Genomic DNA, 16954 nt, shown 5'->3' with positions numbered 1-16954 from the left:
AATGGGAGCGCGCTGCTGGAAAGGTGAGCGCAGTGCTGGAAAGGTGAGCCCAGACCTGAGAGGGGAGCGCAGCGCTGGTAGCGATTACCCGCCACTCGAGCCGGCCGCGCGCAACGGCATCACCTCGGGCTTCTCGGCGGTGCTCGCGATCGTCACGACCGCCTTCTCCTCATTCGAGCGCAGCACGGCGTCCATGATCTCGAGCACATGCAGGGCCACTCGGCCGGAGGAGCGGTGCGGCCGGTCCTCGACGATCGCCTCCGCGAGGTCGGCGAGCCCCACTCCGCGCCCGGTGCCGATCACGCCTGCGGAGTCGGGCACGACCCGCCAGTCCTCGTCGCGGACCGCGACCTCGACCGGGTCCGAGAACATGTTCGGGTCCGGAACCGAGATGGTGCCCTCCGTGCCGTAGACCTCGAACTTCGGCGCGCGACTCCGCCAGACCTCGAAACTCACGGTGACGGTCGTGGCGACTCCGCTCGCGTGTTCCAGCAGCGCGGTGATGTGCGTGTCGATCGTGACCTCGATCGGCGTGCCCGCCTTCGGTCCGGTCGTGATCGTGCGCGGGCGGTCGGAGCGGGTCGCCAGACCCGTGACGCGGACGACCGGCCCGAAGAAGTGCACGAGCGCCGTCAGGTAGTAGGGTCCCATGTCCAGCAGTGGCCCGCCGCCCGGCTGGTAGTAGAACTCGGGCGCCGGGTGCCAGCGCTCATGTCCCGGCGCGGCCCAGTGCACCTGCGCGGCGATCGGCGTGCCGATCACTCCGGAGTCGAGCGTGCGGCGCGCGGTCTGCACGCCCGTCCCGAGCACCGTGTCCGGGGCGCTCGCGAAGCGCAGGCCCAGCTCGTCGGCGAGGTCGAGCATCGGTGCGGCCTCAGCGGGGTTCAGTCCGAGTGGCTTCTCGGCGAAGACGTGCTTACCTGCCGTCAGGGCCCGGGTGCCGATCTCGACGTGCGCCGCCGGGATCGTGAGGTTGAGCACCGCGTCGATGTCCGGATCCTCGATCAGCGCGTCGACGGTGAGGGCCCGGATGCCCTGCTCGTCGGCGACCTGCTGGGCACGCTCCTGATTCAGGTCGGCGACCGCGACCAGGCGCAGGCCCGGGAAGGTCGGGAGGTTCGCGAGGTACTGCTCGCTGATCTTCCCGACGCCGATGATGCCGACTCTCAGCGGGACGCCCACAGCATCCCCCGCTCGATGATCGTGCGGACGTTCTCGTCCTGGAGGATCTCGACGCGGTGGCCTGGCGTCGAGACGAAGATCCGGCCCTCGCCCCAGAGGCGGGTCCAGATCGCGGGGGAGGTGATCGGGCGCTTCCACGGGTCCCAGGGGCGGACCGCCTGGGTGGTCGTGGCGAGGACGTCGTTGTAGTCGTCGTGCAGCACCCAGTACTGCTCGGTGACGAGTTCGAAGTCCGAGATGCCCTGGGTGATCGGGTGGTCGGCGGCGAGGGCCGTCATCTCGATCGTGTGCGGCACGTCGTTGTCTGACTGCTCGCCGATGCGCTCATCGGGGTGCTTGCCGGGGTGCGAGGCGAACTGGCCGCCGATCAGCTGGAGGTAGTCGGAGTTGTCGCGGTAGGAGTCGGTGATCCCGCCGTGCCAGCCGGCGAGGCCCGTCCCGCGCTCGACCGCCGCGCGCAGTCCCAGAAACTCCTCCCACCGGATGGTGGTCATGGTGGTCGACTGCACGATCAGGTCGACTGTCCGCAGGTACTCCTCGTCGGCGTACACGGCGGTTGACTCCTCGACGCGCACGTCATAGCCGTGCTCGCGCAGGAACGGCAGGAACAGCTCGGTCGCCTCGACCGGTTGGTGGCCGTCCCAGCCCCCTCGGACGACGAGAGCCGTCGTGCCGGGGGCGGTCGGAGGAATGTCGGTCATCGTCGTCCTCAGGTGCAGGCGGATCACTCCGCGGTTCGTCATCGAGCAAGACTTGCGCAACTTCTGCGCGGCGGTCCCGGCGTCCGACCATAATGCACCGCGTTTCTCCGATGCAGCAACCCGTTCCCCTGCCGGTGTAGTTGCGAAAGTCTGGATCCGCTACGGTAGGCGCATGCCCGACCTCGACGACGTCTCCGGAGCAACCCCCCGACCCACGATGGCTGACATCGCGGGACGCGCGGGGACCAGCGTCCCCACTGTCTCCAAGGTGCTCAACGGCGGCACCGACGTCTCGGAGGCGACGCGGCTGCGGGTGATGGAGGCCGCGCACGAGCTCGGCTACCGGCGCCGACCGAGGCTGCGACCCCCGGTCGAGGACCCGCACGCTGCCCAGATCGTGGACGTCGTCGTCGGCCATATCGGCGGCACCTGGATCGGCCCGGTCCTCGAGGGCATCGAGGCCGAGGCCTCGGCCGCCGGGGTCGACCTGGTGCTCACCCGCGCCCGCGACGACGGGGCCTGGATCAGCCGCCTCCTCCGCCGCCCCTCGCTCGGCGCCATCGTGGTGCTGGTCAACGTCTCGGCGGCGCAGCTGCATGTTCTCACCACCGCAGAGCTACCCGTCGTCGTCGTCGACCCCAGCACCCGGCCCCCGGCCGACGTGGCGAGTGTCGGTGCGACGAACTGGGACGGGGGGCGCATGGCCGCCGAGCATCTGCTCGCCGCGGGCCACACCCGCTTCGGCGTCCTTGGCGGTACGCGCACCCAGCTCTACAGCAGCGCCCGGATCGACGGATTCACGACCGCGCTGCGGGCGGTCGGCGTCGGCGAACCGCGCGTCGCCTACTGCGACTGGGACCGCGAGCTGGCCCGCGAGGCCGCCGGCGCAATGCTCGCCGAGCCGGATGCGCCCACCGCCTTCTTCGCCTGCTCCGACGTGATGGCGCTCGGCGTCTTCGAGGCCGCCGACGATGCGGGCCTGCGCATCCCGCGTGACCTCAGCGTCATCGGCTTCGACGATGTCGAGGAGTCGGCCTGGGCGACCCCGCCGATGACCACCATCCAGCAGCCCATCGGCGAGATGGGCGCCCTCGCCTTTCGGATGCTGCACCAAGCGCACCGGTCCGCGACTCCGCTCGCCTCGGCGACCCGCATGGAGCTGGAGACGCGGCTGATCCGCCGCTCCTCCGTGGCCGCGGTTTAGGCCAAACGCACACCAGCGGTCAGCGCCAGATCGGGCTGCCGAATGCTCGAGCACACCGTGACCTCCTGGTGGCGTTCGATCGGACGATCCCGGGACGCTGATCCGGCTTCCGGACCCCGCCTCGCGGCAGTGCTCCTCGCGTCAGCCGCGCGGACCGCGGGCCAGCAGGGCGTGCAGGAGCGGCAGCACCGAGGCGATCATCAGCACCGTCCCGAGTCCGCCATCGTCCGGGCGTACGACGGCCCCCGCGATGAGCAGAGCCGCGAACAGCACCGCCGAGATCACCCGGCGGACTGTGCGCTCGAGTCGGCCCAGCCGGCGCTCGATTGCGGGGACGGTGACCGAGAGCTCGCCGTCGTCAAGGGTAGTGACGAGCTCGTCGAGGCGGCGTGGCAGGCGCCAGAGCAGACCGAGCGTGTCGACGGCCTGCGTGCCGATGTCCTGCACCACGGAGCCGCGCTCCTCCCGGATCAGCTGCTGCGCGTAGGGCTCGACCGAGTCCCACAGGTTGAAGGCCGGGTCAAGCGCGCTGCACACGCCGGAGGTCAGCGACATCGCGCGGATCACGAGCAGGAAGTTCTCGGGCAGCTGGAACGGGAGCGCGCGCACCACGTCGCCGAACTGCACGGCGAAGTCGCGGAACTCGCGCGGATCCACCTCCCGCAGCTCGGCGAAGCCCATCCCGCCGAACCGGGCGAACAGCTGCGTCAACGCCCGCTCCAGCTCGCGGGAGTCGGCGGAGGGGAGGAGGACGCCGACCGTGCGGGCCGCGTCGACGAGTCCCTTGCCGTCGCGAGAGGCGGCGGCGATCAGCATCCGGCGCAAGCCCGCGCGGGTGCTCGGCGGCACCTCGCCCATCATCCCGAAGTCGATGAAGGTGAGCCGCCAGGGCAGCTCGGCGCCGGGGGTCGGCGTGACGAAGACGTTGCCGGGATGTGGGTCGGCGTGGAAGTAGCCGGTGGTGAAGAGCTGGTCGAACATCACGGCGGCGAAGACCGGAGCGACCTCCCGCGGCTCGATCCCGGCGGCCAGCAGTGCGGCGTGGTCGGTGATCTTGATCGCGGTGACGTCCTCGAGGGTGAGGACCCTGCGCGTCGTGCGTTCCCACACCACATCGGGCACGGCCACTCGGGCGTCACCCGCGAAGTCGGCGGCGAAGCGGACGGAGTTGGCCGCCTCCTGCAGATAATCAATCTCTTCGAGGCTGGTCACCGCGAACTCCTCGACCAGTGCCGGGGAGTCGACGCGGTCCGAGACCAGGCGCACATGGCTGAGCCAGCCGCCGACCCGACGCAGCGCCGCGAGGTCGACCTCGACGATCTGGTCGATTCCGGGCCGCTGCACCTTCATGATCGCGGCGGAATGGCCGGTGTCGGCGGCATCGGCGGGGGAGAGTCGGGCGCGGTGGGCCTGCCCGAGCGAAGCGGCGGCGACCGGCGACTCCTCGACTCCGGCGTACGCGCGCTCGAGCACCAGCCCCAACTCGGCCTCGGCCAACGCCCGGATCCGTGGGAACGCAACGGGCGGGACCTCGTCCTGCAACCCCTCCAGCTCGCGGGTGATCTCGGGCGGTAGGACGTCCAGGCGCGATGACATGAACTGGCCGACCTTGATCATCAGGCCGCCCAGGTCGACGGCGAGCACATGGAAGCTGCGTGCGAAGCGCCGCATCCGGCCCGGTCGGGTGCGCAGCGCCACCCGTGCGAGCCCGACCCGCGGCAGGAGCAGGTCGAAGAACCAGGTGACCGCGAGGTGCCACGCGGCGAAGCGGAGGATGCGGCGGTAGCGCCGCCGGTCCTCCCGCTCTCGGCGGCCCGGGGCGGCGGGACCCGGGCTGACCGAGGCCACCCGGGTCAGTCCTGCGCGAGGATCGCGTACAGGCGGCGGCGCACGTCCTCGAGTTCGGCGACGGCCTTGCGGATCTGCTCGGGGGTGCCCGAGCGTCCTACCTGCGCCGCGGCCTGGGCGAGCTCGAGGCCCGCCTTGGGCAGGGCGCCGAAGTCGACGTGGTCGGAGTCGCTCCACGGCGCCGAGGTGCCGTGCTCGGTGACCGAGGCGCGGCCGACGTCGGTCAGCGTGTAGGTCTTGCGGCCGTTCTGCTCGTCGGCTGTGATGAGGCCCTCGTCCGCCAGCAGCTGGAGGGTCGGGTAGACGGAGCCGGGGCTCGGCTTCCAGTCGCCGCCGCTGCGCTCCTCGATCTCGCGGATGATCTGGTAGCCGTGCATCGGCTGCTCGGCGAGGAGTGCGAGCACCGCGGTGCGCACATCCCCCCGGCCGACGCGGGAGCCGACGCGCTTCTCCATCCGGGAGCGGGCCTGCTCCATCGCGCGCCAGATGCTCTCGATGGGTGTGCCGGTGCCGAACGCGCCGGTTGATGACGATCCGTTCATGATGACCTCCTGTTTCTCCGGACGATACTCAACGATATGTGCGGCGACTGTGAACGACTGTCTCTCCGGAGGGCACGACGCAACGTCAGCTGAGAGACCTCCTCATCCACCATCGTGGATGAGACCGCCTCTCAGCTGACGTTGTGCGGTGACCGCGGCGAGAGCTGGGCGAGCAGCCGCTCGCACGCCTGCTCGCAGTCGTCGGCGCAGGCCGTGCAGGTCAGCGCACAGGTGCCGCAGGCGTCGATGCACTCGGCGAGCACGTCCGGATCGACGCCGCGCAGTTCCTCGGGGTGGCTCCTGATCATCTCGTTCGTGCTGCTCACCGCATGTCTTCTCGTCGTGACCCGGCGGGTCGATGGTCGCGGACGACGCTACGGACCCCCGATGCCCTCGGGGCAGGGCCTGGCCGGGCGTCGGTGCCGGTGCTAGCTCGGATCGACCAGCCGTGGAGGGCCCCGGACGCGACCTGCGTCGGCTGACATCCTGTCCGTAACCGAGGGCGAGAGCCCCGAATCCCGCCCATCAGCGCCTGCTCGCGCTGCTCAGCCTCGGTTCGGAACAGCCTCCCGCCGAGAAGCGGGGCGGTCAGCCCGAGTGCCCGCTCGAGCTCGGCGTGCAGCTCGCGGCGTGCCACCACGGCCCGCTCCGGCCCGGCCAGCGCTCACTCCTGCCGGGGTGCCGACGCTCACGCCGATTCCCGCTGCACCAGCGTCGTCGCGAGGATCGGCTGCCGGTCGACGGGGCGGCCCTGCACCACGGCGACGACCGTCTCGGCGGCGACGCGGCCCATGTCCTCCAGCGGTTGGCGGATGGTCGTCAGGGTCGGATCCGAGGTGGTCGCGATCACCACGTCGTCGAAGCCGATCACCGAGACGTCGGCGGGGACGCGGCGGCCGGACGCCTGCAGCACCCGGATCGCCCCGTTGGCCATCAGGTCCGAGGAGGCGAAGACGCCGTCGAGGTCGGGGTGGCGCTGGAGCAGGCGCGCCATAGCGGCGGATCCGCTCTCGAGGGTGAACTCGCCGTGCACGATCGGGCTGTGGTCGAGGCCGAGTTCGGTCAGCTCGTCGCGCCAGCCGCGGATGCGGTCGCGGGCGGGCTCCATGTCGTGCGGGCCGGCGATGATGCCCAGGCGTCGGCGCCCGGAGCCGGCGAGCGCGCGGGCGGCGAGGCGGCCACCTCCGTAGTTGTCGGAGTCGATGACGATCGCGTCTTCCGCCAGTGCGACACGCGGGCGGCCGACCCAGGCGATCGGCACGGGGGAGTCGGCGAGGGCCTGGGCGAGGTGGGTGATCTCGTGCTGCAGGATGATGATCGCGCCGTCTACGGCTCGCGAGCGGAGGAAGCGGGGGATGCGATCGCCGTCGTCGTGGTCGGCGGGCAGTAGTACGGGCTGGACTTCGCCGGCGTACAGGCCCTTCGCTGCGCCCTTGAGCACCGAGGTGAAGAAGGTGCCGGTGAGGCTGTCGAGTTCGTTGAAGGCGACGATCAGGGCAATCGCCCCGGCGCGACCCCCGCGGAGCATCCGGGCGGCGCTGTTCGCCTCGTAGCCCAGGGACTTCGCGGCGCGCTCGACCGCGGCGGTCATCCGGACATCGACATTGCTGCCGCCCGCGAGCACCCGGGCGGCGGTGGCGCGCGAGACGCCTGCGGCCTGTGCGACGTCCACCAGCGTGGGTCGAGTCATGCTGCTTCCTTCTGACGGGGAGTCCGACTCCTGCGCCACCTCGCGGTGCTCGGGTGGGAGGGCGTGGATCTCCAGAGTCGCAGGCGGCGCCGGGCCGCTGTCCGGAACTATTCGATTTGCGAAAGTTCCCTTGAATACTAGGCGGAGATCGTTATCTCGCGGAGGGCGGTCCTCGCTTGCGTCGCGCTCGCGGGCGGGTTAGGTTGGCCGCCAAGAGATCGTTCTCTCAGGCCCGCCCTCACCCCCTGCGAATCCCCAATGAAGAGGAATTGTCGTGAAAAGAAGCTTGACGGCCGTGGCCGCAGCAGCAGCAGTAGTCGCGCTCACCCTGACCGGGTGCTCGTCCGGAGGGGGAGGCGGCGCCTCCGACGATCCGAACGCCGAGGCCACCTTCTGGTCCTTCACCGGCATTAATGCCAAGGACAGTGTCGATGAATACCTCGCGAAGATGCCCGAGGCGAAGATCAAGCTCTCCGAAGTCGGCAGCACGACCGAGACCGCGACTGCCCTCACCGCCGCGCTCGCCGGCGGCAAGGTGCCCGACCTGGTCATGATCCAGAACGACGATCTGCCCCAGTTCGTCGCCAACAGCTCGAACTTCCTCGACCTGCGCACCCTGGGCGGGGACGATGTCGCCTCGACGTATCTGCCGTGGGCCGCCTCCGCCGCGACCGCTGACGACGGCTCCGTCGTCGGCGTCCCGACCGACGTCGGCGGGCTGGGCTTCGCTTACCGCGCCGACCTCTTCGAGCAAGCCGGACTGCCGACCGACCCGGCCGAGGTCGCCGAGCTCTGGAAGGACTGGCCGTCCTTCATCGAGACCGGCAAGAAGTACACCGAGGCGACCGGCAAGCCGTTCGTCGACAACATCGAGACCAGCGTCTTCTTCTCCACCGTCAACCAGGTCTCGGAGAAGTACTACTCGCCCGACGGCGAGCTCGTCTACGACACCAACCCGCAGGTGAAGGACGCATTCCAGATCGCCGTGGACACCAAGGACGCCGGCATCAGCGCCGGGATCGCCGCCTGGTCCTCTGGCTGGGCGCCGGGCCGAGCGAACGGCGCCTTCGCCGTGACGATCGCCCCCTCGTGGATCCTCGCCGGCATCAAGACCGACGCCCCCGACACCGCCGGGAACTGGCGGGTCACCAGCGTCCCCGGCATCGGCGGCAACTGGGGCGGCAGCGTCATCGCCATTCCGGCCCGCGCCGAGCACCCCGAGGCCGCCTGGCAGTACATCGAGACGATGATGTCGGCCGAGGGCCAGACCGACCACTTCAAGGCTTCGGGCACGCTGCCCGCCGCCACCGAGGCGGTCGCGAGCGAAGAGGTCCAGTCCTACACCGATCCGTTCTTCGGCGACTCGAAGATCGGCGAGGTCATGGCGACCTCCGTCGAGCAGTTCCCGTCCTTCTACAACGGACCCGAGACGACTCCGATCAACGGCGCACTGCTCAACACCCTCGTCGAGCTGGAGGCCGGCAATGTCACCTCCGACAAGGCGTGGTCGACCGCCCTCGAGACGGCCCAGCAGGCCATCGGCGGCTGATCGCCCCACCCATTCGAGCGGCCCGGCGCCCTGGGCGCCGGGCCCCTCCCCCTTTTCTCGACGGAGGTACTCCCGTGTCAACGGTGACAGCAGCACCACCCAGCAAGCAGCGCAAGCAGCCCAGCGTGCCGGTCCAGAAAGCCGCGCGGATCCGCAACTCCCTCTCGGAGCGGATCGCCCCCTACGCCTACGTCGCGCCCTTCTTCATCATCTTCATCGTCTTTGGGCTGTTCCCGCTCCTGTTCACCTTCTACGTCTCGCTGTTCGACTGGAACCCGATCGGCGAGCAGACCTTCATCGGAATCGCGAATTTCCAGCAACTCTTCGCCGACTCGCGATTCTGGAACGCACTGGTCAACACCTTCGGCATCTTTATCATCTCGACCGTGCCGCAGCTCCTGTTCGCCCTGTTCCTCGCGCACCTGCTGAACCACGCGCGCCTGCGCTGGGCGAACTTCTTCCGCATGGCTCTGCTGGTGCCGTACATCACGTCCGTCGCCGCGACCGCGATCGTGTTCGCTCAGATCTTCGATAAGAACTTCGGCCTGATCAACTGGTTCCTCGGCATCTTCGGACTGCCGTCGATCAACTTCCTCGCCACCAACTACGGCTCCTGGATCGTCATCTCGACGATGGTCTTCTGGCGCTGGTTCGGCTACAACACCCTGCTCTACCTGGCGGGCCTACAGTCGCTGCCCCGCGAGATGTTCGAGGCCGCCTCGGTCGATGGCGCGTCCAGTTGGCAGCAGTTTCGCCACCTGACGATCCCGGCGCTGCGCCCGATCATCGTCTTCACTGTGATCATGTCGACCATCGGCGGTCTGCAGATCTTCACGGAGGCGCTCCTGGTGGCTCCCGAATCGGGCCTCACCTGCGGCGCCGGCCGGCAGTGCCAGACGTTGGCTCTCTTCCTCTACGAGCAGGGCTTCGGTCAGTTCAAGTTCGGTTACGGATCCGCTATCGGCGTCGTGCTGTTTGTGATCGTGGTCCTTGTCTCCCTCCTCAACTTCTACCTCTCCACCCGCACCAGGAAGGCGGCCGTCTGATGTCCGACGTGATCGATCAGGCTCTCCCGCAGGCCCGCGCGGTGGCGACCGGGGACACCGCGAAGACGTTGCCCAAGCGGCGCGGCAAGGGCGGCGGAGTCGGCTGGCCGACGTACGTGTTCCTCGCGATCGCGGTCGTCGTCTCGGTCTTCCCGCTCTACTACATGTTCGTCGTGGCGTCGGTCGGAGCGACCGCCGTCACGTCGATCCCGCCGCGCCTGTATCCGGGTACGAATTTCATGGCAATCGCCGAGAAGGTGTTCGACACCGTCCCGTTCATCGCCTCGATGCTGAATAGTCTTATCGTGTCGCTGAGCATCGCTTTCCTCTCTGCGATCCTCTGCGCAATGGCCGGCTTCGCCTTCGCGAAGCTGCACTTCCCGGGCCGGAACCTGCTGTTCCTGATCGTGCTGCTGACGATGACGGTGCCGGCGCAATTGAGCATCATCCCGCAGTACCTGATCGTCTCGGCGCTCGACTGGGTCGACACCCTTCAGGCGATCATCGTGCCGGGTCTGGCCAGTGCCTTCGGCATTTTCTGGATGCGGCAGCACATGTCCACGACGGTCAGCGACGAGCTGATTCAGGCCGCCCGCATCGACGGCGCCAACTCGTGGCAGCTGTTCTGGCGCATCGCCTTTCCGGTGGTCCGCCCCGCGGCATTTGTGCTCGGACTGATCACGTTCACCGCGGTCTGGAACGACTTCATGTGGCCGTTCATCGTCCTGAAGTCGCCGGAGCTGTTCACGGTGCAGATCGCGCTAAAGCAGCTGCAGGCCAACCGCTCGATCGACGTCGCCCTGGCGATGGGTGGATCGTTCATGGCCACTCTCCCGCTGCTGATCGCTTTCTTCTTCGTCGGCCGCCGAATGGTGTCCGGGATCATGGACGGGGCGTTCAAGGGCTGACGCAGAGCGCCGAACCCGACCGGCGCAAGGGGGCCGTGCGGGCGCCGCGGCCGGCTTAGCGTGGCACGGTACGACCAAACGAAGTGATGAGGAGAGACATGCCCGCCCTGACCGACACCTTCACGCTGTCCAACGGAGTCGCCATCCCGAAGATCGGGTTCGGCACCTGGCAGATCCCCGACGGCCCCGAGGCGTACGACGCGACGACCGCGGCGCTCCAGGCCGGCTACCGCCACATCGACACCGCGCGCGCCTACGGCAACGAGGCGAGCGTCGCCCGCGCCCTGCGCGACAGCGGTGTCCCGCGGGAGGAGGTATTCGTCACGACGAAGCTCCCGGCCGAGGTGAAGGATGACGAGGGCGCGAAGGCGAGCTTCGAGACCACGATGGCGGCGCTCGAACTCGACCACGTCGACCTCTACCTCATCCACGCGCCGTGGCCGTGGCAGGACAGGGGCTCCGACCATCGCGAGGGCACCATCGCGGCGTGGAAGGCGATGGAGGAGATCCTCGAGGCCGGCCGCTCCCGCGCCATCGGCGTCTCGAACTTCGAGGTCGCCGATCTGGAGTCGTTGATCGCGGCGACCGACGTGGTGCCGCACGCGAACCAGATCCGCTGGTTCGTCGGCAACACCCAGGACGAGACGACCGCCTACTGCAGGGAGCACGGCATCCTCGTGGAGGGCTACTCGCCGCTCGCGACGGGCGGCCTGCTCGACAACTCCGACATCCGCGGGATCGCCGAGAAGTACGGCAAGTCGGTGGCGCAGCTCTGCATCCGCTATCTGCTCGAGAAGGACGTGCTGCCGCTGCCGAAGTCGACCACGCCCTCGCGGATCGTCGAGAACGCCGACGTCGACTTCTCGATCTCGGCCGAGGACCTAGCGCACCTGGACTCGCTCGTCGACACGGAGTCCTGACCCGCGAGCTCTCGGCCCCCGTGCTCTCGGCCCCGAACCTCCAGAAGTCGCGGTAGTCGCGTTCGACTACCGCGACTTCTGCGTTCTCGCGCCCTGACGGACGTCCGCACTTCGGCCGTCCGATGAGTGGCGCATTCCGGCACGGATCGCGCCGCCTCCACCAGGCAGTCGCCTAGTCGTCCGAGCGAATCTCACGATCCCCTCTTGCTGATCCCGTGCTCGTGCAGCCCGGGCGCGTCGCATCGCCGCGACGTGTGCTCCGCTCTCGAGTTCCGCCCGGGGTTCTCGACGCTCGGCAAGCGCGACATCCGCTCGGAACGGACGAGCCCGGCCACTGGTGAGCGGCGGGTGCTGGCGCGGGAGTGGAAGCGGGAGCAGGAGTCCCGGAACCTGTTCGAGCAGGTCGGTGCGGCGTTGTTCGGCGAGGAGGATCCGCCGGTGGGGCCTGCGGCCGATCCGGTGTCGATCCCGATCGAGCAGGGGGCGGTGGGGGCGCGTCAGACTCCGGCGCCGGGTGGCGGCGGGATGGGTGGGGGGACGTCGTCTGCGCGGCCGGAGGATCTGCGGGTGTTCGCGGATGCGTCGTCGGCGGCGAACGACGAGCTGCGGGAGCGTCCGGGACAGCTGCGGGGACTGCTGACGGATTTCGCGGACCAGTGCCGGTGGGGGTCGCTGGACGCGGACAGTGCGCTGGCCCTCGCGCTGGGGTCGGCGGGGGTGGCGCTGTCGCGGGAGGACATCACGATCACTGCTGCGCAGGCGTATGGGGCGCCGCCCACGTCCGGGTACGCGGATGATCCGGTGAACACGGGCACGGGGAACTTCCTCGAGACGGAGGTGGATCTGGGGTTCCCCGGCGGCGCGGGCTCGCTGCGGTGGGAGCGGACCTACAACTCCCTCGATGAGCGTGCGGGGGCGTTCGGTGCGGGCTGGTCTTCGGTGGCGCAGGTGCGGTTACGGGTCGAGGACGACGGCGCGACCTTCGTGCTCCCGGATGGGCGGGAGGTGGTGTTCCCTCGCCAGGGCGAGGGCTGGGACCGCGCCGTGGGCGAGAGCCGGTGGCTGACCCGCGAGAGCGGTCCGGAGGGCGACAAGCTGGTGGTGTCGGGGAACGACGGCTCCCGGTGGCTGTTCACGGCGGGTGGGCAGTGGCTGTCGGCGAGCAGCGGCCCGGGGACGCGGGTGGACGTCGAGTACGACGGTGACGGCGCGCTGACGCGGTTGGTGCACGAGCGGGGCCGGTGGGTGGCTCTGGAGTGGTCGGGCGGGCGGATCGTCGTCGCGCACGCCTCCGACGGCCGCCGGGTGGAGTACGAGTACGACGCTGAACGCCTGGTCGCGGCAGCCACCCCGGGCGGGACGCGCCGGTACGGGTGGAACGCGGACGGACTGCTGGAGTCGGTGACGGACGCGGGCGGAGTCGTCGAGGTCCGCAACCGCTACGACGCGAAGCGGCGGGTGCTGGCGCAGACGTCGCCGTTCGGGCGCACCACCCGGTACGCGTATCTGCCCGGCCGGGCGACGGTCGTCTCGGACGCGGACGGATCCCGGTCGAACACCTGGATTTCGGATGCCCGGGGCCGCCTGGTGGGGATCCTCGATCCGGCGGGGCGGCGGCAGTCGATGAGCTACGACGCCGCCGGGAACCTGCTCTCCGCGACCGGCCGCGACGGAACGGTCACCGCCCACGCCTACGACGCGCGCGGCCGGCTGGTGCGCACGAAGACTCCCTCCGGCGCGGACATCACCCGCGGTTACGACGAGTTCGACCGGGTGATGACCCTCATCGCCGAGCAGGGCGGGGTCACCAGCTACGAGTACGCGACCGACGTGGACCGCTCCCCGAGCGTCGTGATCGACCCGGAGGGCGGACGCACCCAGCTGACCTGGGACGACGGCCTGCTGGTCGAGGTCACCGACCCGGAGGGGGTGAGCGTCCGTCTCGGCTACGACCCGTTCGGGGATCTGATCAGCACGACCGACGCGGACGGGAACACCGCGCGGCTGCTGCGCGACCAGGCGGGCCGGGTGGTCGCCGCGGTGTCCCCCTCCGGAGCGCGCACCGAGTACCGCTACACCCCGGCGGGCCTGCTCGCCTCCCGCCGCGACCCGCTGGGCGCGACCTGGCGCTACGAATACGAGGCAGGCGGACGCCTGGGCGCGATCGTCGATCCGCTCGGCGCGCGCACCGTGATGGAGCACGGCGAACACGGCGCCGTCGTCCGCACCATCGACCCCCTCGGCCGCGCGATCGCCCGGGAGTTCGACGACCTCGGGAACGTCTCGGCCGCGCTGCTGCCCGACGGCAACTCCTGGCGGTTCGCGTACGATGCGCTCTCCCGCCTGACCGAGACCACCGACCCCGCCGGCCACCTCTGGCGCCGCGAGTACGACGCGGACGGCGCGCTCAGCGCCCTGATCGACCCGACCGGCTCCCGCGCCACGGTGTTCACCGACCCGCACACCACCGCCGTCTCCGACGGAGCCGCCTCCTCGCGCACCCGCTTCGACCCCCTCGGCCGGCCCATCGCGACCGAGGCGCAGGACGGATCCACGGCCCTCACCGTCTACGACCGGTGCGGACGCCCCGTGGAACTCGTCGACGAGGAAGGCGGCCTCACCCGCCTGATCCGCGACGCCGCGGGCCGCGTGATCGAGCAAGTCGCTCCTTCCGGCGCGAGCACCCGGTTCGAGTACGACCGGTGCGGGCGCCTCGCGGCCGTCACCGACCCCGCCGGCGCCTCGACCACGCTCGAGTACGACGCCGACGGGCGCCAGATCCGCTGGACCGGACCCACCGGGGAGACCGGCTGGAGCGAGTACGACGCCGCCGGCCGCCTCACCGCCCGGCACACCCCCGGCCGCGGCACCGCCCGCTACCGCTACGACCTCCTCGGCCGCGTCGTGTGGTCCCGCGACTGCTGGCACGGCACCCGCCGGTTCCGCTACGACCCCGCCGGGCAACTCGTCGAAGCCGTCAACGGCGTCGGCGGCATCACCCGCTACGACTACGACGAGCGCGGCCGCAACACCGTCATCATCGACCCCCTCGGCGGCATCACCCGGCGCACCTTCGACGCCGCCGACCACGCCGTCGCCGCGACCGACCCCCTCGGCCGCAGCACGACCGCAGGCTACGACCCCGCCGGCCGCCAACTCTGGCAGCAGGACCCCGACGGGCACCGCCTCTCCTGGACCTACGACCCCGCCGGCCGCGAAACCAGCCTCAGCGCCGACGGACGCCTGCTCTCCGAAACCCGCCGCGACCTTCCCGCCCGCCAAGCCGTCATCACCGACCACACCGGCCCCGGCGCACCCCTCGAACACACCCTCACCTGGAACCGCCGCGACCAACTCCTCCGCCGCACCCGCGACGGCCAAGGCCTCGCCTGGGAGTACGACGCCGCCGGCCACCGCACCGCCGTCACCGGCCCCGACGGCACCCGCACCCGCTACGAACGCGACAGCACCGGCAGAGTCACCGCGATCGAACACCCCCGCCTGGGCCGCGCGAGTTTCGAGTACGACGCCGCCGGACACCTGATCGCCTCGACCGCCGGAGGGATCGCTCAGACCTGGCAGCACCGCGACGGCTTCATCACGGAGCACAGCACCGGGACAGCAGCGGGCACCGGGACGTCGCTGACCCGCGTGACCCGCGACGAGGACGGCCGCATCACCCGCCTCGACGGACCCAGCGGAGGCGTCGACTACCGCTACGACAACGCCCAGCAACTCCTCGAAACCCGCACCGACGCCGGCACCTCCACGTTCGGGTACGACACCGGCGGACGCCTCACTCGCGAAACCACCCCCGACGGCCGCACCAGTACCCACAACTACGACGCCGCAGGCCAACTCCTCGCCACCACCCGCGAGGACGGCACCCGCATCGAATACCTCTACGACGGCCTCGGCCGCCGCACCCGCGTCACCGACAGCGACGGCGGCCAGCGCTCCTACGCCTGGAGCGCCGCGGGCTGGCTCGACGCCGTCACCGACGAAACGTCCACCACGACCCTGCACGTCGACACCCTCGGCGAACTCGCCACCATCAACGGCGCCGCGACGTGGTGGGACACCGCCTCCTCCGCGCCCGCACTACTGACCGTGGGCGACACCCCGATCCTCGCCACCCCGGGAGGCGTCACCGGCATCGGCGACACCTGGACCAGCGCCGGGTGGCGAGCCGACCGCGCGACAACCGCGGAGGATCCGTGGGGCACGGTCGGACCTGACACGGGCCTGCCGCCCGGCCTCGACCTGCCCGCCGGGATCGGCCTGACCGCCAACGGCGGCCTCTCCATCGCGGGCTTGGAATGGCTCGGACACCGCACCTACGATCCGGGGACTCGGGGCTTCCTGACCGTGGATCCGCTGGAGGCGGTGACCGGCGCAGGCTGGTCAGGGAACCCCTACTCCTACGCCGGGAACGACCCCCTCCACGCCGTGGACCCGACGGGGTTGCGGCCGGTGTCGGACGCGGACCTGCGCGCGTATCGCGACGGGAACAACGGCGCGTTCGCCGCCGCCGGCGACTGGTGGTCCAACAACGGGGAATACGTCGCCGCAGGCGCCCTCGTCGCCATCGGCGTCGCCCTGATGTTCACCGGAGTTGGCACCCTCGCCGGGATGGCCCTCGCCGGAGCCGCATCCGGAGCCTTCCTAGCCGGCGGCATCTCCGTCGCCACCCAGAAAGCCACCACCGGTAGCGTCAACTGGGGCCAAGTCGGCATCGACTCCGCCGTCGGCGCGCTCGGCGGAGGCGCCGAAGCCCTCGCCTACCGCGCCGGCGCCAGCGCCCTCACAGCCGAAGTGATCGCCAACACCGCCGACGGCAGCGTCTCCAAAGCCGCCCAATACCTCACCAGCCCCGGCCCCCACACCCCCACCGGACTCCTCGGCGCCACCACCGCAGGAGCCGCAGGAGGAGCCGCCACCGGCGCCGCCAGCGGACTCGGCAGCGCCACCACCCGCCGCCTCGGCACAGACATCCCCACCACACGCCTCGACGATCCCCCCTCACCCCCGTCCGCCCACGCCTCACCGGCGCCGCACTCGTCGCGAAAGGCCAACGAGGCGTCCAAGCCTCCATCGAAGCCCTCGAAGCACGCGGCGATACCCTCGTCGGAACCGAGATCACGATCATCGCCGGAGGAGTCAGAACACGCGTCGACATCCTCGCCCGGACACCATCCGGTGAGCTGTACTTTATTGAGGCAAAAAATGGCCTCCGCGCTAAACTCACGAAAAACCAGAGTATTGCGTACCCCCTGATCGAACAGGGTGGCGTCGCGATACCCGTCGGGCTCCGAGCAGAGGAAGCTGGCCTCGACCCTACTCGACCCCTTGGAAGTATGTACA

General features: G+C 70.2%; 12 protein-coding genes. 6 read left to right on the top strand and 6 right to left on the bottom strand.

What is annotated here, in order from left to right:
- Window positions 1-84: 84 nt before the first annotated feature.
- Both C1O28_RS12040 and C1O28_RS12035 read right to left on the bottom strand, forming a co-directional pair.
- Window positions 85-1182 carry a Gfo/Idh/MocA family protein gene (locus C1O28_RS12040; RefSeq protein WP_097167876.1) on the bottom strand — a complete coding sequence of 366 codons (1098 nt, stop codon included), beginning with the start codon at window positions 1180-1182 and terminating at the stop codon, window positions 85-87.
- Window positions 1167-1883 carry a ThuA domain-containing protein gene (locus tag C1O28_RS12035; protein ID WP_097167888.1) on the bottom strand — a complete coding sequence of 239 codons (717 nt, stop codon included), beginning with the start codon at window positions 1881-1883 and terminating at the stop codon, window positions 1167-1169. Before C1O28_RS12035 ends, C1O28_RS12040 begins: the two co-directional genes overlap by 16 nt.
- A 172-nt stretch (window positions 1884-2055) precedes the next feature.
- Between C1O28_RS12035 and C1O28_RS12030 the strand changes: the two genes are divergently transcribed.
- On the top strand, window positions 2056-3087 hold the full coding sequence (locus C1O28_RS12030) for a LacI family DNA-binding transcriptional regulator (protein WP_160487605.1): 1032 nt from the start codon (window positions 2056-2058) through the stop codon (window positions 3085-3087).
- A gap of 141 nt (window positions 3088-3228) precedes the next feature.
- Here the strand turns inward: C1O28_RS12030 and C1O28_RS12025 are convergent, their stop codons facing one another.
- The 4 genes from C1O28_RS12025 to C1O28_RS12010 form a co-directional block, all read right to left on the bottom strand.
- A complete protein-coding gene (locus C1O28_RS12025; protein ID WP_097167874.1) occupies window positions 3229-4935 on the bottom strand; it encodes an ABC1 kinase family protein in 1707 nt (568 codons plus the stop codon).
- A gap of 5 nt (window positions 4936-4940) precedes the next feature.
- Window positions 4941-5477: a PadR family transcriptional regulator gene (locus C1O28_RS12020; RefSeq protein ID WP_097167873.1), complete on the bottom strand. Its 537-nt coding sequence runs from the start codon at window positions 5475-5477 to the stop codon at window positions 4941-4943.
- Window positions 5478-5608: 131 nt separating this feature from the next.
- Window positions 5609-5803 carry a hypothetical protein gene (locus C1O28_RS12015; RefSeq protein ID WP_097167872.1) on the bottom strand — a complete coding sequence of 65 codons (195 nt, stop codon included), beginning with the start codon at window positions 5801-5803 and terminating at the stop codon, window positions 5609-5611.
- Window positions 5804-6165: 362 nt separating this feature from the next.
- Entirely contained in the window at window positions 6166-7167 is a 1002-nt protein-coding gene (locus tag C1O28_RS12010) for a LacI family DNA-binding transcriptional regulator (RefSeq protein ID WP_097167871.1), read from the bottom strand.
- A 274-nt stretch (window positions 7168-7441) separates the two neighbouring features.
- On the opposite strand from C1O28_RS12010, the gene C1O28_RS12005 reads away from it, so the two are divergent.
- The 5 genes from C1O28_RS12005 (at window position 7442) to C1O28_RS11985 (ending at window position 16867) form a co-directional block, all read left to right on the top strand.
- Complete coding sequence (locus C1O28_RS12005) at window positions 7442-8716, top strand: extracellular solute-binding protein (RefSeq protein WP_127821521.1); 1275 nt, start codon at window positions 7442-7444, stop codon at window positions 8714-8716.
- 74 nt (window positions 8717-8790) lie between these two features.
- Entirely contained in the window at window positions 8791-9762 is a 972-nt protein-coding gene (locus tag C1O28_RS12000) for a carbohydrate ABC transporter permease (protein ID WP_207759900.1), read from the top strand.
- Window positions 9762-10670, top strand: a complete 909-nt coding sequence (locus tag C1O28_RS11995; RefSeq protein WP_097167869.1) for a carbohydrate ABC transporter permease — start codon at window positions 9762-9764, stop codon at window positions 10668-10670. Before C1O28_RS12000 ends, C1O28_RS11995 begins: the two co-directional genes overlap by 1 nt.
- A gap of 98 nt (window positions 10671-10768) precedes the next feature.
- Entirely contained in the window at window positions 10769-11590 is an 822-nt protein-coding gene (locus C1O28_RS11990; protein ID WP_097167868.1) for an aldo/keto reductase, read from the top strand.
- A 252-nt stretch (window positions 11591-11842) separates the two neighbouring features.
- Window positions 11843-16867: a DUF6531 domain-containing protein gene (locus tag C1O28_RS11985; RefSeq protein ID WP_127821520.1), complete on the top strand. Its 5025-nt coding sequence runs from the start codon at window positions 11843-11845 to the stop codon at window positions 16865-16867.
- Window positions 16868-16954: the final 87 nt, after the last annotated feature.

Origin of the sequence: Rathayibacter rathayi (assembly GCF_004011095.1) — a bacterium.
GTDB classification, from domain to species: Bacteria; Actinomycetota; Actinomycetes; order Actinomycetales; family Microbacteriaceae; genus Rathayibacter; species Rathayibacter rathayi.
This window is presented reverse-complemented; position numbering and strand designations above follow the sequence as displayed.

What these genes read in the sequence shown, in the direction of transcription:
- C1O28_RS12035 (WP_097167888.1), bottom strand. Translation starts at nt 1,883, where the DNA reads ATGACCGACATTCCTCCGACCGCCCCCGGCACGACGGCTCTCGTCGTC.
- C1O28_RS12010 (WP_097167871.1), bottom strand. Translation starts at nt 7,167, where the DNA reads ATGACTCGACCCACGCTGGTGGACGTCGCACAGGCCGCAGGCGTCTCG.
- C1O28_RS12030 (WP_160487605.1), top strand. Translation starts at nt 2,056, where the DNA reads ATGCCCGACCTCGACGACGTCTCCGGAGCAACCCCCCGACCCACGATG.
- C1O28_RS11995 (WP_097167869.1), top strand. Translation starts at nt 9,762, where the DNA reads ATGTCCGACGTGATCGATCAGGCTCTCCCGCAGGCCCGCGCGGTGGCG.
- C1O28_RS12020 (WP_097167873.1), bottom strand. Translation starts at nt 5,477, where the DNA reads ATGAACGGATCGTCATCAACCGGCGCGTTCGGCACCGGCACACCCATC.
- C1O28_RS11990 (WP_097167868.1), top strand. Translation starts at nt 10,769, where the DNA reads ATGCCCGCCCTGACCGACACCTTCACGCTGTCCAACGGAGTCGCCATC.